Annotated in this window: 19 protein-coding genes and 1 pseudogene; 11 read left to right on the top strand and 9 right to left on the bottom strand. The window is 65.4% G+C overall.

Features of this window, described 5'->3' with window-relative positions; all coding sequences use genetic code 11:
• Positions 1 to 229: 229 nt before the first annotated feature.
• From AB3X98_RS22255 to AB3X98_RS22245, 3 genes are all read right to left on the bottom strand, one after another.
• Positions 230 to 490, bottom strand: coding sequence for a DNA-binding protein (locus tag AB3X98_RS22255; RefSeq protein ID WP_133184189.1), 261 nt, complete (start codon positions 488 to 490; stop codon positions 230 to 232).
• Positions 491 to 788: 298 nt separating this feature from the next.
• Positions 789 to 1,016 (bottom strand): hypothetical protein, encoded by a 228-nt coding sequence (locus AB3X98_RS22250; RefSeq protein WP_028204804.1) that lies wholly within the window; start codon positions 1,014 to 1,016, stop codon positions 789 to 791.
• A 159-nt stretch (positions 1,017 to 1,175) separates the two neighbouring features.
• Positions 1,176 to 1,898 (bottom strand): YdcF family protein, encoded by a 723-nt coding sequence (locus tag AB3X98_RS22245; protein ID WP_368604094.1) that lies wholly within the window; start codon positions 1,896 to 1,898, stop codon positions 1,176 to 1,178.
• 286 nt (positions 1,899 to 2,184) lie between these two features.
• Between AB3X98_RS22245 and AB3X98_RS22240 the strand changes: the two genes are divergently transcribed.
• A complete protein-coding gene (locus AB3X98_RS22240) occupies positions 2,185 to 2,499 on the top strand; it encodes a hypothetical protein (protein WP_069267881.1) in 315 nt (104 codons plus the stop codon).
• A 252-nt stretch (positions 2,500 to 2,751) separates the two neighbouring features.
• Here AB3X98_RS22240 and AB3X98_RS22235 read toward each other — a convergent pair whose 3' ends face one another.
• Positions 2,752 to 3,039 (bottom strand): hypothetical protein, encoded by a 288-nt coding sequence (locus AB3X98_RS22235; RefSeq protein ID WP_368604095.1) that lies wholly within the window; start codon positions 3,037 to 3,039, stop codon positions 2,752 to 2,754.
• A gap of 295 nt (positions 3,040 to 3,334) precedes the next feature.
• A pseudogene (locus tag AB3X98_RS22230) lies at positions 3,335 to 3,721 on the bottom strand (transposase); the annotation flags it as partial.
• A 425-nt stretch (positions 3,722 to 4,146) separates the two neighbouring features.
• Here AB3X98_RS22230 and AB3X98_RS22225 point away from each other — a divergent pair.
• From AB3X98_RS22225 to truB, 9 genes are all read left to right on the top strand, one after another.
• Entirely contained in the window at positions 4,147 to 5,049 is a 903-nt protein-coding gene (locus AB3X98_RS22225) for a LysR substrate-binding domain-containing protein (RefSeq protein ID WP_368604096.1), read from the top strand.
• A 96-nt stretch (positions 5,050 to 5,145) separates the two neighbouring features.
• Positions 5,146 to 6,345 (top strand): pyridoxal phosphate-dependent aminotransferase, encoded by a 1,200-nt coding sequence (locus AB3X98_RS22220; protein WP_368604097.1) that lies wholly within the window; start codon positions 5,146 to 5,148, stop codon positions 6,343 to 6,345.
• Between the two features lie 350 nt (positions 6,346 to 6,695).
• On the top strand, positions 6,696 to 7,661 hold the full coding sequence (gene scpB, locus AB3X98_RS22215; RefSeq protein WP_368604098.1) for an SMC-Scp complex subunit ScpB: 966 nt from the start codon (positions 6,696 to 6,698) through the stop codon (positions 7,659 to 7,661).
• A 62-nt stretch (positions 7,662 to 7,723) separates the two neighbouring features.
• Positions 7,724 to 9,481, top strand: coding sequence for a 23S rRNA pseudouridine(2605) synthase RluB (gene rluB / locus AB3X98_RS22210; protein ID WP_069267876.1), 1,758 nt, complete (start codon positions 7,724 to 7,726; stop codon positions 9,479 to 9,481).
• Between the two features lie 500 nt (positions 9,482 to 9,981).
• On the top strand, positions 9,982 to 10,440 hold the full coding sequence (gene rimP, locus AB3X98_RS22205) for a ribosome maturation factor RimP (RefSeq protein ID WP_028204813.1): 459 nt from the start codon (positions 9,982 to 9,984) through the stop codon (positions 10,438 to 10,440).
• On the top strand, positions 10,437 to 11,912 hold the full coding sequence (gene nusA / locus AB3X98_RS22200; protein ID WP_069267875.1) for a transcription termination factor NusA: 1,476 nt from the start codon (positions 10,437 to 10,439) through the stop codon (positions 11,910 to 11,912). Before rimP ends, nusA begins: the two co-directional genes overlap by 4 nt.
• A gap of 155 nt (positions 11,913 to 12,067) precedes the next feature.
• Complete coding sequence (gene infB / locus AB3X98_RS22195; RefSeq protein ID WP_069267874.1) at positions 12,068 to 15,025, top strand: translation initiation factor IF-2; 2,958 nt, start codon at positions 12,068 to 12,070, stop codon at positions 15,023 to 15,025.
• Positions 15,026 to 15,209: 184 nt separating this feature from the next.
• Entirely contained in the window at positions 15,210 to 15,575 is a 366-nt protein-coding gene (gene rbfA, locus AB3X98_RS22190; RefSeq protein ID WP_042272510.1) for a 30S ribosome-binding factor RbfA, read from the top strand.
• A gap of 8 nt (positions 15,576 to 15,583) precedes the next feature.
• Entirely contained in the window at positions 15,584 to 16,567 is a 984-nt protein-coding gene (gene truB / locus AB3X98_RS22185; RefSeq protein ID WP_069267873.1) for a tRNA pseudouridine(55) synthase TruB, read from the top strand.
• Between the two features lie 105 nt (positions 16,568 to 16,672).
• Here truB and AB3X98_RS22180 read toward each other — a convergent pair whose 3' ends face one another.
• The 4 genes from AB3X98_RS22180 to AB3X98_RS22165 form a co-directional block, all read right to left on the bottom strand.
• The gene (locus AB3X98_RS22180; RefSeq protein ID WP_342945604.1) at positions 16,673 to 18,238 is read right to left on the bottom strand and encodes a DHA2 family efflux MFS transporter permease subunit; all 1,566 of its coding nucleotides are present in this window, start codon (positions 18,236 to 18,238) and stop codon (positions 16,673 to 16,675) included.
• 104 nt (positions 18,239 to 18,342) lie between these two features.
• Positions 18,343 to 19,623, bottom strand: coding sequence for an EmrA/EmrK family multidrug efflux transporter periplasmic adaptor subunit (locus AB3X98_RS22175; protein ID WP_368604100.1), 1,281 nt, complete (start codon positions 19,621 to 19,623; stop codon positions 18,343 to 18,345).
• A gap of 65 nt (positions 19,624 to 19,688) precedes the next feature.
• Positions 19,689 to 21,290: an efflux transporter outer membrane subunit gene (locus AB3X98_RS22170; RefSeq protein WP_342945606.1), complete on the bottom strand. Its 1,602-nt coding sequence runs from the start codon at positions 21,288 to 21,290 to the stop codon at positions 19,689 to 19,691.
• An 89-nt stretch (positions 21,291 to 21,379) separates the two neighbouring features.
• Positions 21,380 to 21,883, bottom strand: coding sequence for a MarR family winged helix-turn-helix transcriptional regulator (locus AB3X98_RS22165; protein WP_133184202.1), 504 nt, complete (start codon positions 21,881 to 21,883; stop codon positions 21,380 to 21,382).
• Positions 21,884 to 22,294: 411 nt separating this feature from the next.
• On the opposite strand from AB3X98_RS22165, the gene typA reads away from it, so the two are divergent.
• Positions 22,295 to 24,121: a translational GTPase TypA gene (gene typA, locus AB3X98_RS22160; RefSeq protein WP_069267869.1), complete on the top strand. Its 1,827-nt coding sequence runs from the start codon at positions 22,295 to 22,297 to the stop codon at positions 24,119 to 24,121.
• The last annotated feature ends 312 nt before the right edge of the window (positions 24,122 to 24,433 follow it).

Genomic DNA, 24,433 nt, shown 5'->3' with positions numbered 1-24,433 from the left:
CGCGGCCCGTGCTCGGGCGGAAAGTCCGCGCACAACATGTGCGCCAGACGCGGTCGAAATTGGAGAAGCCCGCACCGAAGTCGGGTTCGGCATGGCTTGGGACGGACGGCGGCGCGGGCGGTTCGCGGGCGCCTCTACCACCAGGGCCGCGCAACTGCCTTCCAAAGCGGGCGCTCGCCTTCGGTGCGAGCGCCTCGTATGCCGACTGCCGGCGGCTTGGGTTTGCCGCTCAGTGCGCCGTGTCGGGCACGTCGAGAATCAGGATGATGGTCCAGTCCGCGTCGCCTTCGTGGTGGTATTGGCGCTCCGCCACGATGAACGGCTGCTGCTTGCCGGCCGGGCCGAGAAACAGCACGTCGCCTTCCATCGGCAGGCATTCGATGGGGGGCAGCGCGAGATACGCATCCTGGTTGCCGCCGCGCGGCATCAGTTTTTCGATCTTGCGTGAGGCCGCTTCGGTCCATTCGATGTCGAGCTGGATGTTGCTCATTGCGTTTCTCCGCGCGTGGCGCGCACAAAAGGTTGGGTCTGCCGACCGCGTCTAGCCGACCGCGTCTAGCCGACCGCGTCTGGCCGACCGCAACTGGCCAACCGCGGCGTTTTCGAGGTGCGCGACTTTAGCATACCGCGCCGGCGCGTCGGCGCGGGCCGCTGCGCGCGAGGCCACAAACGCAGCGAAGTGGCGCGGCGAAGAAAAAAGCCGATGGCGGCTAAACCGGCATCGGCTTCATTCCCGGGAAGGCGTCGCCCGCGTGCGCTGGGCTGCGCGCGGCCAGCCTCGTCCGTTCTTACTGGGCAGGGGCCTTCTTGTGATGCGGATGCCCCGACTTGTGATGCATCATGGGCGCCGGCGCAGGCGCGGCTTCCTGTTGCTGCTGCAGCGCCTGCGCGCGTTGCAGGACGTCGTCGGCCTTGGCCGGGTCGGTGCTCATCGTGATGCCGTTATCCGACTGCGCATGCGCAGCGCCCGCCAGTGCGGAAAGTGAAATCAGGACTGCGAGGGACACTTTTTTCATCTCTACCTCCGAAGGAGCGGTTTATGGACCCAGCCGGTGCCTGTCCAAGCAGGATGGACACCCCATTCTAACGATCAAATACTCGCTCCAGATGACATCACGTAAGCCGTTCGTGCGGGAGTTACATCTCGTTACATCTAACGTCGCCTAACGGTCATATTAGAACCAGCCGATCATCCGATACACATAGAACTGGGCAACCCCAATCGATTCGTGGAGCGCCGTTTCAGCGGACTTGAGATTTGCGAGGCGCGGAAGCAGGCCGCGCTCGACATGCCGCACGCTGGAAACCGCAGGCAGCGGGTCCATGTCGAAACGCCGGAAATCGAGCATCGCACGGCGCATCTGGTACGAGGACGTGACGAGCAGGAGCGTTTCGTCATTCCCGGCGCGGACGATGGGCGCGACGTTGCGCGCGTTCTGATACGTCGTGAGGCTCTGGTTTTCGAGCACGAGATCGGCGCTCGGCACACCGGCGCGCAGCAGGTAGGGCGCGTAGTTGTCGGCCTCGGCGCTCGCATGGTGCTCCGGGTTGCCGCCACTCACGATCACGCGGCACGTGCCGCCCGCGCGCGCGCACTGTGCGTACAACTCGGCGGCAAGCGCAATGCGTGCGTAGACGTCGCGCGCGGGGAACAGTCGGCCGCCGTCCGATTCGGTGCCGCCGCCCAGCATGATGATGGCGGTGCGCGCACCGAAGTGCGCCGGGCCGATTTTCGCCTGATCGTAGGGAGTGCGATACAACTCCGGCTGGGCGATATCGAGCAGCACCGCGGTGAGCCAGCCGGTCGCGAGCAGCCAGAAGACCGCGGCCGCGCAGACCGCGACACGCCAGCGCGCGCTGCGCCACAGCAGGCCGAGCGCAACAAATAGCACAAACAAAACGAATAGAATCAATTTGGATGAGGTAACGTATTGTTTTCGGGAAAATGCGCGTCCAACCGACCTTTGCGCCGCGAGCGTGGCGCGGCGTTGGCCGTGCGGGAAGCGGTGAAGCCGCTTTCACGGGGGCCCGGATAACCTGCAGTCCCTGCCGCTGCTCATCGCACGGATAGGGCGCGTGGGCCCGCCAGGGCACAGACTGCGCCATTCTCAGGTCCGCGTTGCGCCGCAGCCGGCTCGCGTGAGACTCAATGATCGCAGGACTGCATTTTAAGAAAGAAGTGAGATGACCACGTATTCCAACGAAGCAGTACTCGAAGCGCTGAGGCGGGTGCAGTATCGGCAGGTCCCGTGGGCGCGTCGTCCTGAAGTGTTCCAGTATTTGCGCGATCTCGGCATGATGGACATCGTCCGGCAGCGCACGGTTGCGCCGGCGCCGGGTTTCCATGCGCCGGTCGATATCGCGGTGCTGACCGATCGCGGCCGCGCCGAATTCGCCCGGCTCGCTCGCGACGAGCGCACGGTGCAGTGGAGCGCGCATCGCGTGGCCGACTATGTCGCGGAGCGCGTACCCCAATCCGGCCTCGAAGCCAGCCAGTAGTACCCCCGTTTGTACCCCCGTCCTCTTCGTCCCGCCAAAAAAAAGCCCGCATCGAAAGATACGGGCTTACCGGAATTACTGCTGCCACGCTGTGCTTGATGGCGTAAGGATAGACCGCACATGAAGCGCGGTGGTTCCCCGGGGCAGGGTATTTGCTGAGCCCGCGACGTGCCGGACGCTCTTACCGTCCTGCGTCATCGCTGCTCGTTCGTCGGTTCCGGCCGTCCTCTCGATGGTGTTTCGCTGGCCGGCTTACCGGCGCTGCGCTGGTTCCTGCCTCTGCGACGCGCTGCGGCGGGCATTGTCCGCAATATCGCCCCGCAAGTCGCCGCGCGGCACTGGCGGTTTGCTCGCGTTCGGGCCAGGCGCTACGGGCGGCATGGCGTGCGCGCCGGTGCGCGCGATCGACCATGTCGGTACGGAGGCATGCGGCGGGTGGGCCGCGGCGCTGAACGACACGAACGAAGCGGTCGGCGCGAAAAGGGCGAGGGCGAACAGCGAAACCATGATGCCCCGGATGTGCAGGTTCATGGATTTCATGGTGGTTCCCCGTCAATCCAGTTTCTTGACGTTAGTGGACATGCTCCTAAGCTAACGTCGGGCACGAAAGCGCGCTGTAAATATTAGTAAAGAGATGTATCGCGCGATGCCGATCGCCTGGTTGCGGACGCAGCGACGTCGATGCGGCCCGCATCAGTGGGGAGGGGTGGCGCTGCTGGCACGACCGGAAAGCGGTCTGCAGCGGCCATGAAATACGCAAGGATGGGGAGAAAAACACGCCGGGCGCACGATGCGCCCGGCGGGAAAGCAGTTCAAGCGCGGCTCAGGCCATCTTGACCGGCGCGCGCCACGATTCCGGATTGGTCCAGAACGCGCCGCGCAGGCGATCACGGCTGGGCGGTGCGGGCGGCTTGGTCGCCGTGGCGCCGATACGGCCGCGCAGCGAAATTTCACGCCCGTTCGTGCTCAGTCGCTTGACGATCTCTGCAAGCGTGCCGTCTGCCTGCCACTCGTCGAAACGACGGCGGCAAGTCGGCGGCGAGGGGTAGCGGCCCGGCAGCTTGGACCAGCCTTCACCCGTCGAAAGCACCCAGAGCACCGCGTTGACCACAGCACGCGCTTCGACGCGAGGCCGTCCGCGCCGTTCGCTCCGTGCCGGTTCAGCACAGAACAACGCCTCGACCAGCGCCCATTCGTTGTCTCTCAAATCGTCGAACAGCATCATGTTTCACCTCAGCGAAGCTATCTCCGGTGCGCTGCCCCGCGCTGCGCACTCTTCATGGACTCCCGGCCGGATGCCGGAGTACCAGGCGGGCCCGGCTGGATCGTCCCGGACTGCATGCTTCCGGTACGTCCATCGAACCTGTGCGTGCCTTAATGCGAAAACCGTGCCAGCACGTACGTTCTCGTCTTGAAGCCGCGTGGCGCCAAGCCCGCGCGGGAGATTGCCAGGGGCGTATAAGACTCGAAAACACTTATCGAGAAAATCGGGAGAATCACCAATCTTGTGCAGACAAGCCCGTCTGCCGTGCGTTTGCGCCGTATTGCTGCATTGCGGCGAATAATGGGTGGCGAGGTTCCTCTACACGTAACGAGGGGTGACCGGCATAAAATTGCATGAAAACGGACAATTCATGAGGCAAGCGGATGAATGTGACGCTGCGGCAGTTGCGGGTTTTCATCGAGGTTGCCCGGCTGCAGAGCTTTAGCCGGGCCGGGGACGAAATCGGGCTCACGCAGTCGGCGGTGAGCCGATGTGTACGCGAGCTCGAAGCCGAGATTGGCGTGAAGCTCGTCGACCGGACCACGCGCGAGGTGCAGCTCACCGATGTCGGCGCGAACCTGATCGCGAGCATTCCGCGCCTGCTGGGCGATCTCGATGACGCCCTGCGTGAAATTCGCGAGATCGGCGAGCAGCGGCGCGGCCGCGTCGTCGTGGCGGCCAGCCCGACGGTCGCGTGCCGCTTGATGCCCCAGGTCGTCGCCGCGTGCGGGCGGCAGTTTCCCTACATCACGCTTGGCTTGCGCGACGACGTGCAGAGCGACGTCGTGCGCAAGATCCGCTCGGGCGAGGTGGACTTCGGCGTCATCATCGGGCCCTTTGCCGCTGAGGATCTCGAAACCGAATGCCTGACCACGGACTCGTTCTGCGTGGTCGTGCGCGGCGATCACGCGCTCGCGCTGAGCCAGGAAGTCGCGTGGAAGGAGCTGGACGGCGAGCGTCTGGTGATGCTGGATTACGCTTCGGGCAGCCGCCCGCTCATCGACGCCGTGATGAGCGAGCAGGGCGTGCGTGCACGCGTGGTGCAGGAGCTGGGCCATCCGGCCACGGTCTTCGGACTCGTCGAAGCGGGGGTGGGCATCAGCGTGTTGCCCTGGCTCGCGCTGCCCGTGCCGGCGGGTGCTCCCTTGCTTGCGCGGCCGCTCGTGCCGCGCGCGCAGCGCACCGTCGAACTCGTGCGGCGGCGCGACCGCTCGCTTTCGCCGGCCGCCGAGGCGGTCTGGTCGCTGATCCGTCAACTTGCCGGCCAGCCCGAAGCGCGGCACTGAAACCGCTACGCGCACGCCTGGAGGCGCGGAGCTCGTCGCGCGGGGCCGCGCGATACACTGCATGCTTTCCCACATTCTGTGCCACCCGGAACCCCGATGAGCGATTTCGAACCGTCGTCCTCCGTCTCCCTGCCCCGTGAAGCGGTGCGTGCGTTGCGCTCGTCACAGATCCGCGAAGTGGCGAACGCCGGGTTCGGCGTTCCCGACGTGCTGCCGTTCTGGTTCGGCGAGTCCGACCGTGTGACGCCACCGTTCATCCGCGAGGCGGCGGCCGACGCGCTGGGGCGCGGCGACACGTTCTATACGCACAACCTCGGCATCGCGCCGCTGCGCGAATCGCTCGCGCGCTACGTGAGCGAACTGCACGGCGCAACGTCGGTGGATAACGTGGCGGTCACGAGCGCGGGCGTCAACGCGTTGATGCTGGCGGCGCAGCTCGTCGTCGGCGCGGGCGACCGGGTGGTGGCAGTGACCCCGCTGTGGCCGAACCTCGTCGAAATCCCGAAGATTCTCGGCGCCACGGTCGAGACGGTCTCGCTCGACTACGGTGAGCGCGGCTGGACGCTCGATCTCGACCGGCTGCTGGCGGCGCTCACGCCCGAGACGCGTCTTCTCATGATCAACTCGCCGAACAATCCGACCGGTTGGGCGATGACGCGCGACCAGCAGCGCGTGGTGCTCGAGCATTGCCGGCGCCTCGGCATCTGGATCGTCGCCGACGAGGTCTACGAGCGCCTTTACTACGGCGCCACGAGCGAGCGCACCGCGCCCTCGTTCCTCGATCTTGCGTCGCGCGAAGAGCGCCTGATCTGCGTCAATTCGTTCTCGAAGGCCTGGCTCATGACCGGCTGGCGGCTCGGCTGGATGGTCGTGCCGCGCACCTTGACCGACGATCTGGGCAAGCTGGTCGAGTACAACACCTCGTGTGCGCCCTCGTTCGTGCAGCAGGCCGGCATTGCGGCCGTCGAGCACGGCGAGCCGTTCACGCGTGCGCTGGTGGCCGATCTGCGCGCCTCGCGCGACCACCTCGCCGCGGCGCTGGCGAAGCTGCCCGGCGTCGATGTGAAAGTGCCGCACGGGGCGATGTACCTTTTTTTCCGGCTGGCGGGCGCGCAGCACAGCCTCGAGTTGTGCAAGGCGCTGGTGCGCGACGTGGGCCTCGGCCTCGCGCCGGGAAGCGCGTTCGGACCGCAAGGGGAAGGCTTCGTGCGCTGGTGCTATGCGTGCGACCCCGCGCGGCTCGACGCCGGCGTCGAGCGACTCGCGCGCTACCTCGAGACGGTGGGAGCGCATTGAGCGTGCGTCGGCGCGGCTTGCACCGCGCCATGCACCGGCGTGGCGCCAGCGGGCATAAAGCGGTGACGGGGCCCGGATTAAAATGAGGCCCCTCATGCGGAATGGCGTCTTTACGCACCCGGCGTTTTTGCGTAATATGGCGCTCAGTCAAGCGATTCCCTGCGGGAACTTCGCGGCTCCCTCCGGCTGGGTCTGGCTCTTTGCCTGAATTTCGGCCCCCCGGTGCGTGCTCCCATCAATATGACCGATCAGAATCGGGCGAGCGCGTCTCCAAGTTCCATATCGTCTTTCGTCTGTCTGATCCGGTTCCTTGAACCTGATTTACCTTACTTAGGGTCTGACCTGGCTGCATGAATACCCAAGAGGCGAAAATCGTCCTCGAGACTGCATTGATCTGCACGCAGGAGCCGTTGAAGATCGGCGAACTGCGCAAACTGTTTGCCGACGACATTTCGGCCGACACGGTCCGCAACCTGCTCGAAGACCTGCGGCATGAATGGTCCGGGCGCGGCGTCGAGCTGGTGGGGCTCGCGTCGGGCTGGCGCTTTCAGAGCAAGCCGGCCATGCGGACGTACCTTGACCGGTTGCACCCCGAAAAGCCGCCGCGCTATTCGCGCGCGGTCCTCGAAACGCTCGCGATCATCGCGTACCGGCAGCCGGTCACGCGCGGCGATATCGAGGAAATTCGCGGCGTCACGGTCAACACGCAGGTCGTCAAACAGCTCGAGGACCGTAACTGGATCGAAGTCATCGGTCATCGTGACGTGCCGGGCCGCCCGGCACTCTATGCAACGACACGGGAGTTTCTCGACGATCTCGGCCTGAAGTCGCTCGACGAATTGCCGCCGCTCGACGATCCGTCGAGCCAGTTCGGCGAGCAACTGCTTGCCCAGCATGCGATCGAGTTTCCCGATAGCGCTGCGGCACAGTTCGTTGCGCAAGGCCAGCCCGAGGCTGCCTCCAGTGTCGCGGGCGCGGAAGATGCGCTGACGCCGGTAGCGGAAGGCGAAACACCGGGCGATGAAACGCCCGCACAGCCCGAAAGCGAAGCGCACGAGACGCACGCAACGGAAGAAGCGGAATCAACGCACGAGGCGGCAGGCGCAAACGTTGCATACGCAGCCGATGCCCCGGGCGAAGCGGTACATGACGAAGCAAGCCTCGCGCTGCACGGGTCAGCCCCGGACGCTCACGCGCAGGATGCCGCGCACGCAGCAGATGCGGCGGGCGAAGAAGAACACGAAGACCGCCGCGACGCGGCGCAGGACGACCCCGTCTCGACGACGGACGACGAAGCCGCACGACGCGGCATCTGAAGCAACAAGCATTTTTGACGCGCCCCGCAAGCGGGCGCGCAACCTGACATTTTGAGGTTGTTTTGACTGATATCCACGACACCGATTCGACCGACGCGTCCTCCGCGCGCGACGACGACACGCGGGCTTCGCAGGTCGAAGGCGAAGCACAGGGCGGCGAGGGCGAAGAGCGTCCGCGCCGCGGCCTGCGCCGCGGGCCGCGCAGCCTGATCGCGCGCCGCCGCGCGGGTGCGAAGGCCAAGGCCACAGAAGGCGCGGAGGGCGCGGACGCGCCCGCAGCGCCCGCTGACGCGCCGCAAGCGGCGCCTGAGCGTGCTCCTGCCGGGCGCGCACCGCGCAACAAGGACGCAGGCGCGAAGAAGCCGGGCCGCCGCCAGAATGCGGGCGCTGCCGCTCAAGGTGAGCGTCAGGGCGAACGCCAGCAGGGCGAGCGCCAGCAAGGCGCGGGCAAGCGACAGAAGGGCCAGGTGCGAGGCGAAGGCCAGCCGGCCGCCGCCGCGGGCGAGTCCACGCAGGACGACCTGTTCCTGTACGTGACGTCGCCGGCGTTCGACGCCGACAACGGCGCCGGTTCGGGCGTGCGCGCGCCGATGCTGCGCCGCGGCCGTGCCCAGCAGCCCAAGCGCGTGCTGAGCCCGGACGACGACGCACCGAAGCTGCACAAAGTGCTGGCGGATGCGGGCATGGGCTCGCGCCGCGACATGGAAGAGCTGATCATCGCCGGGCGCGTCTCGGTGAACGGCGAGCCCGCGCACATCGGCCAGCGCATTCTGCCGACCGACCAGGTCCGCATCAATGGCAAGCCCATCAAGCGCAAGCTGCAGAACAAGCCGCCGCGCGTGCTGATCTATCACAAGCCGACCGGCGAAATCGTGAGCCACGCCGATCCGGAAGGCCGTCCGTCGGTATTCGATCGCCTGCCGCCGATGAAAACGGCGAAGTGGCTGGCCGTCGGCCGTCTGGACTTCAACACCGAAGGTCTGCTGATGCTGACCACCTCGGGCGATCTGGCCAACCGTTTCATGCACCCGCGCTACAGCGTGGAGCGCGAATACGCCGTGCGCGTGGTGGGCGAGCTGACCGAGGGGAATCGCCAGAAGCTGCTCAAGGGCGTCGAGCTCGAGGACGGCCCCGCGAGTTTCCTGCGCATCCGCGACGGCGGTGGCGAAGGCACGAATCACTGGTATCACGTCGCGCTGGCCGAAGGCCGTAACCGCGAAGTGCGCCGGATGTTCGAGGCGGCGGGACTGATGGTGAGCCGCCTGATCCGCACGCGCCACGGCCCGATCGCGCTGCCCAAGGGTCTCAAGCGCGGCCGCTGGGAAGAGCTCGAAGACAACCAGGTGCGCGCGCTGATGGCAGCGGTCGGCCTGAAGGCGCCGAGCGAAGAGAAGGGCGGTCGCGGCGGCAAGGAGCAGGAGCGTCGCCAGCCCGATCCGATGCAGACGTCGATGGGCTTCATCAACCGCGAGCCGGTGCTGAGTTCGCACGGGGCGATGGGTCAGCCGCGTCAGGGCCAGGGACGGCGCGGCGCAGCGGGCGGCTTCGGCGGCGGCGCGGGTGCCGGTCACGGCAATTTCGGCGCGGGCTCCGGTTTCGGCGGCCGTGGCGGCAACCGTGCGGGCGGCCGCGAGGTCGACGGCAACCGTGCGCCGGGCGCGCAGGGCAAGCGTGCGGGCGGCAATGCCGGCGGCAACCGCCGCAGCGGTCCCGGCAACGGCGGCAACGGCGGCAATGCCAACCCCAACGGCAACCGCGCGGGCGGCAACAGCCGTGGCGGCCCGCGTGGCACGCCGCGCAATCGCACGCGCGGGCACTGACGCGTGAAGCGCGCGACGCCCGGCTGCGACATGCGGCGGGCGTCGCGGCGATGCAACGGCGGCAATGCGCGCGGTTCGCGCATAAAACACCGGAAAATCCCCTTGCTAGCCCATAAATAACGGCAAAAGGCGGCTTGGGCTTGACCGGTGATTTGCGTTAATGTGCAAAAAAGGCTAGAATCACAAAGTCGCTGGGCGTGCGGCTGTTTTCTGCGCTGTAATACGCGCCCCAGGTGCGACCACCTGGCTAAGTGAGAAGATGGGCGTTTCGCCCATTTTTTTTTGGTTCGCCCCAAATTGGATACCAACAGATGCCGACGTTTCACGTTCGGCATTGTCAATTTGGGGCCTCCAATCATCCGGGTCGTTCGTCATCGTGGGGCAGGTAGGTGAGAAGCGCGCGCGCTCACCTGGCGCGCGGCCCGCGAATCCCTAGCGAAGCAAGAATTAGAGCGAAGGAAGTTGCTGGCCCGCTGCGCAGAACATCTGGAGTGGGCATTGTGCAACTGACGGAACTGATTGAAACCACGGTCACCGGGCTCGGTTACGAGCTGGTCGACCTCGAGCGCACCGGGCGCGGCATGCTGACCATCTTCATCGATCAGCCCGCGGGGATCGCGATCGAGGACTGCGAGAAGGTCACGCGTCAGCTGCAGCACGTTCTGACGGTCGAGAACATCGACTACGAGCGACTCGAGGTTTCGTCGCCCGGTCTCGACCGTCCGCTGAAGAAACTGGCGGACTTCGAACGCTTCGCAGGCTGCGAAGCGGTAATCACGTTGAAAAAGCCATTGGACGGACGGAAATCGTACCGGGGTATCGTGCATGCTCCCGAAGGCGAATCCATCGGTCTGGAATTCGAAGGGAAGGCGGGTCCCGCGATGCTCGATTTCACGCTCGCGGACATCGACAAAGCACGCCTTGTCCCCAAAGTTGACTTTAGGAGCCGCAAACAATGAGTCGCGAAGTGTTGATGCTGGTGGATGCGCTGGCACGCGAGAAGAATGTCGACAAGGACGTGGTGTTCGCCGCCCTTGAAGCGGCGCTTGCGTCGGCCTCCAAGAAACTCTTCGACGAGGATGCGGATATCCGCGTGCATATCGATCGCGAAAGCGGCGAACACGAAACGTTCCGCCGCTGGCGCGTCGTGCCGGACGAGGCGGGCCTGCAGGAGCCGGACCAGGAAATCCTGCTGTTCGAAGCGCGCGAGCAAGACCCAGAAGCGCAGATCGACGGTTTCGTCGAGCAGCCGGTACCTTCGGTCGAGTTCGGCCGTATCGGCGCGCAGGCCGCCAAGCAGGTCATCCTGCAGAAGGTGCGCGACGCAGAGCGCGAGCAGATCCTGAACGACTTCCTCGAGCGCGGCGAAAGCATCATGACCGGTACGGTCAAGCGCATGGACAAGGGCAACTTCATTGTCGAATCCGGCCGTGTCGAAGCGCTGCTGCGCCGCGACCAGTTGATTCCGAAGGAAAACCTGCGCGTGGGCGACCGCGTGCGCGCGTGGATCGGCAAGGTCGATCGCACCGCTCGCGGCCCGCAGATCGAACTCTCGCGCACGGCGCCCGAGTTCCTGATGAAGCTGTTCGAAATGGAAGTGCCCGAAATCGAACAGGGCCTCCTCGAGATCAAGGCGGCGGCGCGCGATCCGGGCGTGCGCGCCAAGATCGGCGTGGTGGCTTACGACAAGCGCATCGACCCGATCGGCACCTGCGTCGGCATCCGCGGTTCGCGCGTGCAGGCCGTGCGCAACGAGCTCGGTGGCGAAAACGTCGACATCGTGCTATGGTCGGAGGATCCCGCCCAGTTCGTGATCGGCGCGCTCGCGCCGGCTGCCGTGCAGTCGATCGTCGTCGACGAGGAAAAGCACTCGATGGACGTCGTGGTCGACGAGAGTGAACTCGCGGTCGCGATCGGCCGTAGCGGCCAGAACGTGCGTCTCGCCAGCGAACTGACCGGCTGGCAAATCAATATCATGACGCCGGACGAATCCGCGCAAAAGCAGAATCAGGAGCGCACGGTGCTGCGCGACCTGTTCATGGCGCGTCTCGACGTGGATGAGGAAGTCGCCGACATCCTGATCGACGAAGGCTTCACGAGCCTCGAAGAGATCGCCTACGTGCCGCTCAACGAAATGCTGGAAATCGAGGCGTTCGACGAGGACACCGTGCACGAACTGCGCAACCGCGCTCGCGACGCGCTGCTCACGCAGGCGATCGCGAACGAGGAGAAGGTGGAAAGCGCCGCGCTGGACCTCAAGAGTCTGGACGGTATCGACCCGGATCTGCTCGCGAAACTGGCGCAGCATGAAGTTCACACCCGCGACGAGCTCGCCGAGCTGGCCGTGGATGAACTGGTCGAAATGACGGGAATGGAAGAGGACGCCGCCAAGGCGTTGATCATGAAGGCACGTGAGCACTGGTTCCAGTAACCCGCCAACGGGAAACTGCATCAGGGCGCGACGAGCAGGAAGCGACCATGACCCACTGAACTGAACGCGGCGGAGCCTTGCAGAACGCGAGGCACCGAAGGCCGCATGACCCGATGTCAACCGCAAGGAATCGGTCCTTGCATTAAGAGGAATGAATGGCGAGTAACAACGTAGCCCAATTTGCCGCGGAACTGAAAATGCCTGCCGGCGTGCTGCTCGAGCAGCTGCAGGCGGCGGGCGTCACGAAAGCGAGCGAGAGCGATGCCTTGTCGGAGACCGACAAGGCGCGTCTGCTCGATCACTTGCGCAAGTCTCACGGCTCGACTGATGCAGACAAACGCAAGATCACGCTGACGAAACGGCATACGTCTGAGATCAAGCAGTCCGATTCGACGGGTAAGGCACGCACCATTCAGGTCGAGGTGCGCAAGAAGCGCACGTTCGTCCGCCGCGACGAGTCCGCCGGAGAGGCGGAGGCATCGAATCATGCAGCCGACGCAGCTGCTGCCGCCGAAGAGGCGGAGCTGCAGCGCCGCGAGGAAGAAGCGCGCCGCGAGGCAGAACTGCTCGAGCGTCAGGCCCAGGAGCTCAAGGAGCGCCAGGAACTGCTCGCCCGTGAAGAGTCGGAGCGCCGTGCGCGCGAAGAGGCCGCCGAGGCCGAACGCCGCCGCGCCGAAGAAGAAGCTGCAAAGAAGAGGGCAGCGGCCGATACCGCCGCTCGCGAACTGGCCGCTCAGGCCGTGGCTGCGCAGCGCAATGCCGAAGCGGAAGCGAAAGAAGTGAAGCAAGCGCAGGATCAGCAGGAAGAACAGCGCGCCGCAGCCGAGCGCGCCGCGCAGCGCGAGGCGGCCCAGAAGGCCGAAGCCGCCGCGCGCGAAGCCGCCGATAAGGCGCAGAAGGAACAGGACGAGATCGCCCGCCGCCGCGCGGCTGCGGAAGCCGAAGCGCGCGCGATCCGCGAAATGATGAACACGCCGCGCAAGGCGCAGGTGAAGGCGCCCGAGCCGCCCAAGCCCGTCGAGCCGGCCAAGCCCGCCGAAGCCAAGGGCACGCTGCACAAGCCGGCCCGTCCGGAAGGTGCGCCGGCACGTCCGGCCGCCGGAGCAGGCGCCGCGGCGAAGAAGCCGGCCACGACGGCCGCGCCTTCGACGAGCGCGCCGGGTGCCGGTGCGGGCGACCGCAACAAGAAGCCGGGCGCAGGCAAGGGCGGCTGGCAGGACGACGCGGCCAAGCGCCGTGGCATCAAGACGCGCGGCGACTCGTCGGGCGGCGTGGACCGCGGCTGGCGCGGCGGCCCGAAGGGCCGTGGCCGTCACCAGGACGCGTCGACGTTCCAGGCGCCGACCGAGCCGATCGTGCGTGAAGTGCACGTGCCGGAAACCATCACGGTGGCCGACCTCGCGCACAAGATGTCCGTGAAGGCATCGGAAGTCATCAAGGCGATGATGAAGATGGGCCAGATGGTCACCATCAACCAGATGCTCGACCAGGAAACGGCGATGATCATCGTCGAGGAACTCGGCCACCGTGCGGTTGCCGCGAAGCTCGACGATCCGGAAGCGCTGCTGGTCGAAGGCCAGGGCACGGCTACGGACGCCGAGCAACTGCCGCGTCCGCCGGTCGTCACGGTCATGGGTCACGTCGACCACGGCAAGACCTCGCTGCTCGACTACATCCGCCGCGCCAAGGTTGCCGCGGGCGAAGCGGGCGGCATTACGCAGCACATCGGCGCTTACCACGTCGAAACGCCGCGTGGCGTCATCACGTTCCTCGACACGCCGGGTCACGAGGCCTTCACGGCCATGCGTGCTCGCGGTGCGAAGGCAACCGACATCGTCATTCTGGTGGTCGCAGCCGACGACGGCGTGATGCCGCAAACCAAGGAAGCGATCGCGCACGCCAAGGCTGCGGGTGTGCCGCTCGTCGTGGCGATCAACAAGATCGACAAGCCGGACGCGAATCTCGAGCGCGTGAAGCAGGAGCTCGTCGCAGAAGGCGTCGTGCCGGAAGAGTACGGCGGCGACTCGCCGTTCGTGCCGGTGTCGGCGAAGACCGGCGCAGGCATCGACGACCTGCTCGAAAACGTGCTGCTGCAAGCCGAAGTGCTGGAACTCACGGCACCGGTCGCAGCGCCGGCCAAGGGTCTCGTGATCGAAGCGAAGCTCGACAAGGGTAAGGGGCCGGTTGCAACGATCCTCGTCCAGTCCGGCACGCTGAACCGTGGCGACGTCGTGCTCGCTGGCAGCGCCTACGGGCGCGTGCGCGCCATGCTCGACGAAACCGGCAAGCCCACGAAGGAAGCGGGCCCGTCGATTCCGGTCGAGATCCAGGGTCTGTCGGAAGTGCCGGGCGCGGGCGAAGAAGTCATCGTGCTGCCGGACGATCGCAAGGCGCGCGAAATCGCCATGTTCCGTCAAGGCAAGTTCCGCGACGTCAAGCTCGCGAAGCAGCAGGCCGCGAAGCTCGAAAACATGCTCGAGCAGATGGGCGAAGGCGAAGTGCAGAACCTGCCGCTCATCGTCAAGGCGGACGTGCAGGGTTCGCAGGAAGCGCTGGTGCAATCGCTGCTCAAACTGTCGACCAGCGAAGTGCGCGTGCAGATCGTGCACAGCGCGGTCGGTGCGATCAGCGAGTCGGACGTCAACCTTGCAACGGCTTCGAAGGCGGTCATCATCGGCTTCAATACGCGTGCAGATGCGCAGGCGCGTAAGGTTGCCGAGGCGAATGGCATCGACATCCGTTACTACAACATCATCTATGACGCAGTGGATGAGGTGAAGGCGGCGATGTCGGGCATGCTGGCGCCGGAGAAGCGCGAGACGGTCACGGGCATGGCCGAGGTGCGTCAGGTGATTCGCGTGCCGAAGGTCGGCCTGATCGCAGGTTGTATGGTCACGGACGGTTTCGTCAAGCGTTCGTCGTCGGTGCGCGTGATCCGCAACAACGTCGTCATCCATACCGGCGAACTCGACTCGCTCAAGCGCTTCAAGGACGACGTCAAGGAAGTCAAGCAAGGCTTCGAGTGCGGTATGTCGATCAAGAACTTCAACGACATCGTCGAAGGCGACCAGTTCGAAGTGTTCGAGATCACCGAAGTCGCGCGTACGCTGTAATACAGCGGCGCCTGCGGGCAGACCTTCGGGTCGCCCGCCTGACCGCGGGTTTGCCGCGGTTTTGCCGATAACGGGCGGGGCAGGCGCTGGCCAGCCCCGCCCGTTTTGTTTTTTGCGCGGCCGTGTGCGCCTTCATGGACGCAACGCCGCCCGAATGCCTCGCAGATAAAGAGGTGGAACCATCATGCCGAAAAAACGTACTTCCCCGAATCGCAACGTGCAGATCGCGGATCAGATCCAGCGGGATCTGTCTGAGCTGATGCGCGAAGTCAAGGACCCGCGAATCGGGCTCGTGACGATCCAGAGCGTGGAACTCACGCCCGACTATGCGCACGCCAAGGTCTACTTCACGACCCTCACGGGCGACCCGAAGACCACGCAGGAAGCGCTCAATCACGCCGCAGGTCATCTGCACAACCAGCTCTTCAAGCGCCTGCATATTCACACGGTGCCGACGCTGCATTTCCACTATGACCAGTCGGTCGAGAAGGGTGTCGAGATGTCGCGCCTGATCGACGAGGCGAACGCGACGCGCGCGAAGGACGACTGACGCGGGCAATGACTGCATCATCGAAACAGAATCATGGCGGGCAGCGATCTGATGCGGCGCGACCGAGAGTCCCGCGCCGCCTGCTCGACGGCGTGCTGCTGCTCGACAAGCCCGTTGGCCTTTCGAGCAACGACGCGTTGATTCGTGCGAAGCGCCTGTACCGCGTGAAGAAGGCCGGCCACACCGGCACGCTCGACCCGCTCGCGTCGGGTCTGCTGCCGCTGTGCTTCGGCGAGGCGACCAAGTTTTCGCAGGATCTGCTCGAAGCCGACAAGACCTATGAGGCGACCATGCGCCTCGGCATTCGCACGGCCACCGGCGACGCCGAAGGCGAGGCGATCGAAACGCGCGAGGTCACCTGCGACGAAGCCGCCGTGCGTGAGACGATGACGCGCTTCCTCGGCGACATCGTGCAGGTGCCGCCGATGTATTCGGCGCTCAAGCGCGACGGCAAGCCGCTCTACGAATATGCGCGTGCGGGCCAGACGGTCGAGCGGGAAGGGCGCGAGGTGAAGATCCTTGCGTTGGAGATGATCGCCAGCGCGCTTCCCGAGGTTCCCGAGGTGACGTTTCGCGTGACCTGCAGCAAGGGCACGTACGTCCGCACGCTTGCCGAAGATATCGGCGAGGCGCTTGGCTGCGGCGCGCATCTCGTGATGCTGCGGCGTACCGGTGTGGGCGCGCTCACGCTCGAGCATGCAGTGACGCTCGACGCACTCACCGCCGCCGACGAGCCCGAGCGCGACACCTGGCTGCGTCCCGTCGATGCGCTGCTCTCCACGTTCCCCGCCGTGACGCTCAATGTAGAGGCGGCGCGCCGCTTCACGCATGGCCAGCGCTTGCCGCTCAACGAGCTGGTGCTCGATCGCGCGGTTTGCGAAGCGGCTGAACGCGTGCGCGTCTATGCAGAGGATGGGCGCCTGCTTGGCGTCGCGAAGGCCGCGAACGGCGTGCTTGCGCCGGAGCGGCTGGTGGTCAGCGGCGCAGCCTGAGTACGCTTGCGTCACGCCTGGTGCGCACGAAAAAAAACGGCACGTCGGTGAGGAACCGGACGTGCCGTTTTGCTATGGACACCTGCAAGCACTAGCGCATCGACCTCAGTGCGCTGCCGAAGCCGCTGCACCCGCGTCCGCGCCACCGGCACGCTCGGGCCGCGTGATCCAGATGAGTGCGATCAGCACGATGAAGATCATCGAGGAAATCCAGAACAGGTCGTTCACGCCGAGTTGCGCGGCCTGCTGCGAGAGCATCCGGTCGAAGAGCCCGTGCGCCTGGGAAGGATCGAGACCCGCGCCCTGGAACTGCTGCATCGACTGGTTGAAGACCGGGTTGGTCGGCGTAGCCACTTCGTTCAGGCGCGCGTGGTGAAACGTCGTCCGGTGATCCCACGCTGTTTCGAAGATCGAGGTGCCGATACCGCCGCACATGATCCGCACGAAGTTCGACAGGCCCGAGGCCGCGGGAATGCGATGGCCCGGCAGACCCGACAGCGTGATCGACACGAGTGGAATGAACAGACCCGCCATGCCGATGCCCTGGATGAGCGTAGGCAGCGTAAGCGCCCACGTGTCCACGCCCGTCGTATATTGCGAGCGCATCCAGAAGCACAGCGCAAACACGATGAAGGCTGTCGTCGCGATATAACGCGGGTCGGTGCGCGGCAAGATCTTGCCCGTGATCGGCGAGAGCAGGATGGCGAAGAAGCCCACGGGCGCCATCACGAGGCCCGCGTCCGTTGCGGTGTAGCCGAGGGTGGTTTGCAGCCACAGCGGCAGTAGCACGAGATTGCCGAAATACAGCCCGTAGCCCACCGAAAGCGCAATCGTGCCGCCCGTGAAATTGCGTCGCGCAAACAGCGACAGGTCGACCACAGGGTGATCCGCGGTCAGCTCCCACACCACGAAGAACGCGAATGCGATCACGGCGGTGAGCGCGAGCACGACGACCGTGGTGGACGAGAACCAGTCGAGGTCCTTGCCCTTGTCGAGCATCACCTGCAGCGAGCCCACCCAGATGATGAGGAGCGCGAGGCCCACGCCGTCGATCGGCGCCTTCCTCACCTCCGAATCGCGATTGCGGAAGATCGCCCACGTGGCGAGCGCCGCGACGATGCCCACCGGAATGTTCACGTAGAAGATCCAGGGCCACGAAATGTTGTCGGAGATCCAGCCGCCTAGAATCGGGCCGGCCACCGGCGCGATCAGCGTGGTCATCGACCACATCGAGAGCGCCATGGGCGCCTTCGCGCGCGGGTAGCTCGCGAGCAGCAGCGTTTGCGAAAGCGGGATCATCGGGCCGGCGACGGCGCCTTGCAGCACGCGCGAGGCGAGCAGGAAGGGCAGCGTGGGCGCGAGGCCGCACATCCATGACGAGATCACGAACAGGATGATCGACGCCATGAACAGGCGCACCTGGCCGAAACGCTGTGTGAGCCAGCCGGTGAGCGGCACGGAGATCGCGTTGGCCACCGCGAACGAGGTGATGACCCACGTGCCCTGGTCCGACGACACGCCGAGGTCGCCCGAGATCGACGGGATCGACACGTTCGCGATCGAGGTGTCGAGCACGTTCATGAACACCGCGAGCGACACCGCGATGGTGCCGATCACGAGTTGCGCGCCCTGTAGCGGCGGATGCGCGACGGGTTGTTGTGCTGCTGCCATGGCGTCCTTTCTTGTTGACCTGTTGGAGGCCGCGCGAAACAAAGCGGCGCGGGCTGACGATCAGCCCGCGCCGGCGTCTGCGAGTGCTTTTATCAGGGCTTCAATCAGCCTTTTGCGCCCGGCTTCGCCGCGTGAGCGGACGACACCTGCGCCTTTGCGGATGCGTTGCCGGTCGCGCCGCTGGCGTTGTTGCTGACGCTAGCCGCCTTGTGCGCGTTCGGACCGGCGTTTTCGGCGATGATGCGCGCGATTTCCGCGTCGGCTTCCGCGCCGTACTTGGCGAACACATCGGTCTCGTAGACGGTGTTCTGCGCATTGCCGAGCTGCGTGCCCGAATCGTTGCGGATGCTCACGTCCACCTGCATCGAGAGGCCGATACGCAGCGGGTGCTTCTGCAGGTCTTCCGGATCGAGCGAGATACGCACCGGCAGGCGCTGCACCACCTTGATCCAGTTACCCGTCGCGTTCTGCGCCGGCAGCAGCGAGAAGGCCGAACCCGTGCCCGCCGAGAAGCCCACCACCTTGCCGTGGTAGACGACCGACGAGCCATAGACGTCGGCCGTCATCTCGACCGGCTGGCCGATGCGCATGTGCTTGAGCTGCACTTCCTTGAAGTTGGCGTCGACCCACAGCGAGTTCAGCGGCACCACCGACATGAGCGGATTACCCGGCGAGACGCGCTGGCCCACCTGCACCGAGCGCTTGGCCACGTAGCCGGTAACCGGTGCGGGCAGCGTGTTGCGCGCATTCGCCAGATAGGCGTCGCGCACCTTGGCGGCGGCGGCTTCCACGTTCGGGTGATTGGCGATGGTCGTGTTCGCGGTCAGCGCGCGGTTTGCGGCGAGCTGCTGCTGTGCGGCTTCGAGCGCGGCTTCGGCACTGCGCACGGCGTCGCGTGCGTGCGAGATCTCTTCCTGCGAGACGGCGCCCGTCTGCGCGACCTGCATGCGGCGGCGCAGGTCGTCCTGCGCACGCGAGAGGTCGGACTGACGCTGGGCGACTTGCGCTTCGTACTGGCTGTCGTCGGCGAAGAGGCCGCGCACCTGGCGCACCGTCTGCGCGAGTTGCGCTTCGGTTTGCTCGAGCGTTACGCGTGCGTCGGCCGGATCAAGCAGCACGAGCGGGTCGCCGACGTTCACGGTTTGCGTGTCGTCTGCTTTCAGTGCGATCACCGTGCCGGTGACCTGCGGCGTAATCTGCACGACGTTGCCATTCACGTAGGCGTCGTCCGTGCTTTCGGTGAAGCGTGCGACGAGGAAGTAGTAGAGGCCGTAGGCAACGGCTGCAATCACGATCACGAGGACAAGCAGCGTCATCATGCGCTTGCGCTTGCCGCTGTTCGCGTTCGGCTGCGGGTTGGCCGCCGGCTGCTGGGGGGTGCTCATGGAAGGATCTCCGGATGCTTGCGTGCTGTTCGTTCAGTTTTTGATGTTCGTGTGCTGCTCGGCGCTCAGTTCGACACGGGCGCGGCGTTTGCAGCGTTCGCCGCCGCTGCCGCGTTCTGCGGCGAGCGCGTACCGCGCCACGGTGCGCCGTTCACGTCGCTCTGGCCCCGCGCTTCGCTGCCGACTTCGGCCGGCGGCGTGAGCCCCGCGCCTTGCGCTTCGAAGCCGCCGCCAAGCGACTTGATGAGCGCCATCTGCTGGTCGCGGCGCTGCGCCTTCAGGTTCGACACCGTCTGCTCCGCGGCGAGGCGGTTCTGGTCGGCGGTGAGCACCTGAAGCTGCTCGGAGAGCCCCGCCTTGTAGCGGATCACCGCGAGCTGCCAGGCCTTGGTCGACGCGTCGAGCGCGCGATCGGCGTCCACCAGTTGCCGGTCTGCCGAGCGGATCGTCGACACGTTGGTCGCCACGTCCTGGAACGCGCCGATCAGCGTCTGGTTGTAGTTCGCGACATCGAGCTCGAAGTCTGCGTAGCGGCCCTTCAGTTGCGCGCGCAGCGCGCCCGCGTCGAAGAGCGGCAAATGCACGGCGGGGCCGATGTTCGCCTGGCGGCTCGTGAAGTTCAGGAATTTGCCCCAGCCGAACGCGTCGAAGCCGAAGCCGGCAGCAAGGTTCACGTCGGGATAGAACTCGGCCTTGGCTTCCTTCACGTCGTGCATCGCGGCTTCCACCTGCCAGCGCGCGGCGACGATGTCGGGGCGGCGCGCGAGCAGGTCGGCGGGCAGATTGTCGGGCAGGGCGACGTTGGCGACCGGGTTGAGGACCGGTTGCGCGATCTGCAGGCCGCGGTCGGGGCCCTTGCCGAGCAGCGCGCCGAGCTGGTAGCGCACGGATTCGATCTGGCCGTCGATCTGCGAGAGGTTCGCCTGGCTCGTCGCGATGTTGCCGTTCGCGGTCTGTTTCTCGACGTTGGTATCGAGGCCCGCCACCACGCGGCCGTTCGTGATCGTGCCGATGGTCTTGCGGTTGTCGATCTCGTGCACAGCGATGTCGCGCAGCTCGTAGAGCTGGGCGAGCTGGTTGTACGTGCGGGCGACCGACGAGGCGAGCGTGATGCGCGCCTGCTGCATGTCGGCCTCGGCGGCACGCTGCGAGGACACGGCTTGCGCGAGGCGCTGACGGTTCTTGCCCCAGAGGTCCAGATCCCACGAGGCGCTGGCGAGCACGTTGTTCTCGCTATACCAGGTGCCGCCATACGGGGGCGGGAACAGGGCGTTGGCCGAGTACAGCTCGCGCGTCCACGAGTAGCTCAGGTTGGCCTTCGGGAAGAGCGCCGAGCGCGAGGTTTCGATATACGACGAGGCCTTGGCGAGGCGCGCCTGCGCCTGAGCGATGGTCGGGCTGCCTTCGAGCGCCTCGTCGATCAGCTTGGGCAACTGCGGATCGCCGAACTGGTTTGCCCAGTCGAGCGTCGGCCACTGGCCGCCTTGCGCCGGAATGCTCTGCGAGCTTTCGAACTGCTGCGGCTGATCGATGGTCTTGTCGCTCTTGATGCCGATGTAGTTCGCGCAACCCGCAAGGGCGAGCGCCGCGACCGCGGCGGCGACCGCCGCCCGGCAGGACAGTGCCCGCACGGCCGGAACTGGCGCAAACTCGGTTTGGGATTTCATTGCTCGTCTCGATGCGTGAGAGTGTGTGGTGATACTGGACGCTGCAGCTATTTTCTTGTTCGGCGATTTCAAATTTGCTTGCCCCGTCATCAATTCTCGGGCGGATTCGGGTTCGAACTCTGGCTAGCTTCGCAGCTATTCGAAAGAATCCGCCGCAACATGCTCTTCAGGAAGCCCACTTCCTCAGGCGTGAATCCGGCCGACAGATGCTCGGTGACACTGCGGAAAATCGCCGGCATGCGCGCGGCGATGGCAAGGCCCTCGGGCGTGAGCGCGAGGCGCACCGCGCGGCGATCTTCGGAGCTGCGCACGCGCTTGAGGAGCCCGCGCTTCTCCAGCCGGTCGACGAGACGTGTGACGGCGCTTGCGTCGATGCCGTACTCGCGGGCGAGTTCGGCTGCGAGCGTGCATTTGCCGGTCGCCACCATGAAGAGGATGCTGGCCTGCTGGCTCGTGACGCCGAGTTCGGCGACGGCGCGCTGGGTGACCATGTTCGACATCGTCGATTTCACCCGCGAGATCAGGTAGCCGACGCTTTCGCCGAGGTCGTAGTCGCGGACTTCGGGCGGGGGCGTGGGAGTCGGATCCGTCATGATTCAGCTGCGAGTGCAATGGTTGACCAGGCAGGGATTATAGGGGCGGTTAGTTGACGCGGCAAGGTTTATTCTGCCTTTGCCGAGAAACCTTTGCAGAGTAGGGGCTTAATCCGGCCCCGTGGGCATGGGAAAATCCGGCGTGAACGGCGCGCGGCGGCGCCCGTCGAATTTTTACCCGCGTTGCGCGGTTGCGACGCCGGCCGCCCCGATCCAGGGTGCTTCCTGATATGCGCGAGATCAATTCATCTGCGCGTGCTATAATTTCAGGTTCCCAAAAGTGCGTCATCGCAGCGATGCTGAATTGACCCGCCGGCAGCAAGTCCGGGGCGGGTCGAAGCGGCGGCCGCGCGCCCTCGCCGGGCCTGCCAGCAGGGCATGCGCGACGCACTCAACTGTACCCAGGTTCCTATGTCCCGCGCTCTTCGCAACATCGCCATCATTGCCCACGTCGACCACGGCAAGACCACGCTCGTCGACCAACTGCTGCGCCAGTCCGGCACCTTCCGCGACAACCAGCAGATCGCCGAACGCGTCATGGACTCGAACGACATCGAAAAAGAGCGCGGGATCACGATTCTGTCGAAGAATTGCGCCGTCGAGTACGAGGGCACCCACATCAACATCGTCGACACCCCGGGCCACGCCGACTTCGGCGGTGAAGTGGAACGCGTGCTGTCGATGGTCGACTCGGTGCTGCTGCTCGTCGACGCCGTCGAAGGCCCGATGCCGCAAACGCGTTTCGTCACGAAGAAGGCGCTCGCGCTCGGCCTCAAGCCGATCGTCGTCGTGAACAAGATCGACCGTCCGGGCGCCCGTATCGACTGGGTGATCAACCAGACTTTCGACCTGTTCGACAAGCTCGGCGCGACCGAAGAGCAGCTCGACTTCCCGGTGGTCTACGCTTCGGGCCTGAACGGCTACGCTTCGCTGTCGCCGGATGCGCGCGAAGGCGACATGCGCCCGCTGTTCGAAGCCGTGCTCGAGCACGTGCCGGTTCGCGACGCCGATCCGGAAGGCCCGCTGCAGCTGCAGATCACCTCGCTCGACTACTCGACCTACGTCGGCCGTATCGGCGTGGGCCGTATCAAGCGTGGCCGCATCAAGCCGGGTCAGCCGGTGGCGCTGCGCTTCGGCCCGGAAGGCGAAGTGATGAACCGCAAGATCAACCAGGTGCTGTCGTTCAGCGGCCTCGAGCGCGTGCAGGTCGAATCGGCCGAAGCCGGCGACATCGTGCTGATCAACGGCATTGAAGACATCGGCATCGGCGCGACGATCTGCGCGGTCGACACCCCCGAAGCGCTGCCGATGATCACGGTGGACGAGCCCACGCTGACGATGAACTTCCTCGTGAACTCGTCGCCGCTCGCCGGCCGCGAAGGCAAGTTCGTGACGAGCCGCCAGATCCGCGACCGTCTCACGAAAGAACTGAACCACAACGTCGCGCTGCGCGTGAAGGACACCGGCGACGAAACCACGTTCGAAGTGTCGGGCCGTGGCGAACTGCACCTCACGATCCTGATCGAAAACATGCGCCGCGAAGGCTACGAGCTGGCCGTGTCGCGTCCGCGCGTGGTGCTGCACGAAGTCGACGGCGTGAAGCAGGAGCCGTACGAAATGCTGACCGTGGACGTCGAAGACGGCCACCAGGGCGGCGTGATGGAAGAACTGGGCCGCCGCAAGGGCGAAATGCTCGACATGGCTTCGGACGGCCGCGGCCGCACGCGTCTCGAGTATCGTATTCCGGCGCGTGGCCTGATCGGCTTCCAGGGCGAATTCATGACGCTCACGCGCGGCACGGGCCTGATGAGCCACGTGTTCGACGCCTACGGTCCGATCAAGGAAGGCTCGCTCGGCGAGCGCCGCAACGGCGTGCTGATCTCGCAGGACGACGGCGCCGCTGTCGCCTACGCACTGTGGAAGCTGCAGGACCGCGGCCGCATGTTCGTGAAGCCGGGCGACGCGCTGTACGAAGGCATGATCATCGGCATTCACAGCCGCGACAACGACCTCGTCGTGAACCCGATCAAGGGCAAGCAGCTCACCAACGTGCGCGCCTCGGGCACCGACGAAGCCGTGCGCCTCGTGCCGCCGATCCAGATGTCGCTCGAATACGCCGTGGAATTCATCGACGACGACGAACTCGTGGAAGTCACGCCGCAGTCGATCCGTCTGCGCAAGCGTCACCTCAAAGAGCACGAGCGTCGCCGCGCGAGCCGCGAAGGCGCTGCCGAGTAATTGGCATTTTTAGCGCTTTTTTCTGCACTGCAATGCACAAAGACTCACAGAAAAGCCGCCGCTTTAAGGGCGGCTTTTTTGCGTCTGGCGGGGATTGTATTGCGGTGCGGGAAGAGTGCGTTGCGAATGCCGCAAGGGCCCGTGGAAAAAGGGTTCCCGCGTGGTGTTCGGTCGCATTGCATCCTGTGGCGAGATGCGCATATGCGCTATACTCCGCGGATGCATGATTTAGGTCCTTCCAAGCAGACTTGATTCGCAATCCGCTAAACGGTCAGGCCGTGGCGCGGAAGGTTGAGTAACCCGCTATTTCTC

Source organism: Paraburkholderia sp. BR14312 (assembly GCF_040948675.1).
In the GTDB taxonomy this organism is placed as follows: Bacteria; Pseudomonadota; Gammaproteobacteria; order Burkholderiales; family Burkholderiaceae; genus Paraburkholderia; species Paraburkholderia nodosa_A.
The sequence above is the reverse complement of the archived record's forward strand: the minus strand, read 5'-3'. Positions and strand labels throughout refer to the sequence as shown.

Bases quoted from the DNA above. Each gene is read 5' to 3' on its own strand.
- AB3X98_RS22180 (WP_342945604.1), bottom strand. From the start codon at position 18,238: ATGGCAGCAGCACAACAACCCGTCGCGCATCCGCCGCTACAGGGCGCG.
- AB3X98_RS22175 (WP_368604100.1), bottom strand. From the start codon at position 19,623: ATGAGCACCCCCCAGCAGCCGGCGGCCAACCCGCAGCCGAACGCGAAC.
- scpB (WP_368604098.1), top strand. From the start codon at position 6,696: ATGAATACCCAAGAGGCGAAAATCGTCCTCGAGACTGCATTGATCTGC.
- rbfA (WP_042272510.1), top strand. From the start codon at position 15,210: ATGCCGAAAAAACGTACTTCCCCGAATCGCAACGTGCAGATCGCGGAT.
- AB3X98_RS22225 (WP_368604096.1), top strand. From the start codon at position 4,147: ATGAATGTGACGCTGCGGCAGTTGCGGGTTTTCATCGAGGTTGCCCGG.
- nusA (WP_069267875.1), top strand. From the start codon at position 10,437: ATGAGTCGCGAAGTGTTGATGCTGGTGGATGCGCTGGCACGCGAGAAG.
- AB3X98_RS22255 (WP_133184189.1), bottom strand. From the start codon at position 490: ATGAGCAACATCCAGCTCGACATCGAATGGACCGAAGCGGCCTCACGC.
- AB3X98_RS22235 (WP_368604095.1), bottom strand. From the start codon at position 3,039: ATGAAATCCATGAACCTGCACATCCGGGGCATCATGGTTTCGCTGTTC.
- infB (WP_069267874.1), top strand. From the start codon at position 12,068: ATGGCGAGTAACAACGTAGCCCAATTTGCCGCGGAACTGAAAATGCCT.
- AB3X98_RS22170 (WP_342945606.1), bottom strand. From the start codon at position 21,290: ATGAAATCCCAAACCGAGTTTGCGCCAGTTCCGGCCGTGCGGGCACTG.
- truB (WP_069267873.1), top strand. From the start codon at position 15,584: ATGACTGCATCATCGAAACAGAATCATGGCGGGCAGCGATCTGATGCG.
- AB3X98_RS22250 (WP_028204804.1), bottom strand. From the start codon at position 1,016: ATGAAAAAAGTGTCCCTCGCAGTCCTGATTTCACTTTCCGCACTGGCG.
- AB3X98_RS22165 (WP_133184202.1), bottom strand. From the start codon at position 21,883: ATGACGGATCCGACTCCCACGCCCCCGCCCGAAGTCCGCGACTACGAC.
- typA (WP_069267869.1), top strand. From the start codon at position 22,295: ATGTCCCGCGCTCTTCGCAACATCGCCATCATTGCCCACGTCGACCAC.
- AB3X98_RS22220 (WP_368604097.1), top strand. From the start codon at position 5,146: ATGAGCGATTTCGAACCGTCGTCCTCCGTCTCCCTGCCCCGTGAAGCG.
- AB3X98_RS22240 (WP_069267881.1), top strand. From the start codon at position 2,185: ATGACCACGTATTCCAACGAAGCAGTACTCGAAGCGCTGAGGCGGGTG.